Raw genomic sequence first — 1,210 nt, forward strand, 5'->3', positions numbered from 1 at the left:
AGGTAGTTTGGTGGGCAGTGTAATAGGCGTGTTAGTGGCGCTTAATCTCACGACACTTATCAAAGGGCTTGAAAGGCTAGTTGATCACCAGTTCTTGTCCGGTGACATCTATTTTGTCGACTTCTTGCCATCACAACTCGATATGACGGATGTTGTTGTGGTTTCCGGTACAGCGATTGTATTGAGCCTATTGGCGACATGGTACCCAGCATCACGAGCAGCCAAGTTAAACCCTGCCTCGGTGCTTAGCTCGAAGTAATGCGCTTAGTAATACTTCATGTAGCATGATAGACAAATGGCATACACAAAAAAGGATCCCTGATGGGATCCTTTTTTTTGAATTCAATCTGCATTCTTTACGACTGTGGTTACATCCCAATATTGCAGAGTTCTGCGGTTCATCTGACTTTAACTTGTGTGCGGTTTAAGTGAAGCGCATACAAGGATAGATTGAACGACAAGGAAAAGTTGTCAGTACCTTGCTTGACGCTTCTTCCAACTTCTTACTACTGAGTAACGCCATAACCCGCGAATACCAAAGTAGCCAATCATTGCTGAAACCACGCCACAAATCAGGCAACCCAGTAAGAAAGGAGGCCCGATTGTATTCATTTGCGCCAAGATGAAGTCCCAAGACAATTCGAAATGGAAGGCTTGAGGTGGTACATGCATAACAAACGCCCCGACTTTATAAGCAAAGTAGAAGAGAACGGGCATAGTGACCGGGTTACTGATCCAAACAAGTGCGACAGCCAAAGGTAGGTTAACGCCACATGCGACAGCAAGGCCTGCAGACATAATCATTTGGCTTGGTAGAGGGACAAACGCCATGAATAACCCAACAGCGAATGCGCCTGCCGCAGAGCGACGATTAAGGCACCATAAGTTGGGGTTGTACAAAACATTGCCAAAAACTTTCAATGCTTTCTGACGCTTGATTAGCTCATGGTCAGGCATAAATCGTTTGATAAACTTTCTTGGCATAGGAGGAAGCTACTCTCTTGTTTAACACTTGGTTCTTGATTTCATTTGCTGCGACAGTTGTGTCTGCCAGCTTCTGGCCTGTGATGCCTCATTGGGTTTGGGCACCATTGATGCTGTTGTTACTACTAGCATCAACAAAGTATAGCGTTTTCCGGAGTGCAAGAGGTCTAGCAACAGCATTGATACTAGTTATCTGCCTAGGGAATGTAATTGAAATACAAACGAG

Annotated in this window: 3 protein-coding genes; 2 read left to right on the plus strand and 1 reads right to left on the minus strand. The window is 45.0% G+C overall.

Annotated features, from left to right (window positions below; all coding sequences use genetic code 11):
- Positions 1–259: FtsX-like permease family protein (locus AB4496_RS26525; protein WP_372132885.1), on the plus strand; the 259-nt coding region annotated here is incomplete at its 5' end.
- Between the two features lie 212 nt (positions 260–471).
- On the opposite strand, the gene AB4496_RS26530 is transcribed toward AB4496_RS26525, so the two are convergent.
- Positions 472–984, minus strand: a complete 513-nt coding sequence (locus AB4496_RS26530) for a DUF2062 domain-containing protein (protein ID WP_009847146.1) — start codon at positions 982–984, stop codon at positions 472–474.
- 17 nt (positions 985–1,001) lie between these two features.
- Here AB4496_RS26530 and AB4496_RS26535 point away from each other — a divergent pair.
- Positions 1,002–1,210: hypothetical protein (locus AB4496_RS26535; protein WP_372132888.1), on the plus strand; the 209-nt coding region annotated here is incomplete at its 3' end.

It is taken from the genome of Vibrio sp. 10N.222.46.A1 (assembly GCF_041473595.1).
In the GTDB taxonomy this organism is placed as follows: Bacteria; Pseudomonadota; Gammaproteobacteria; order Enterobacterales; family Vibrionaceae; genus Vibrio; species Vibrio tasmaniensis_A.

What these genes read in the sequence shown, in the direction of transcription:
- AB4496_RS26530 (WP_009847146.1), bottom strand. Translation starts at nt 984, where the DNA reads ATGCCAAGAAAGTTTATCAAACGATTTATGCCTGACCATGAGCTAATC.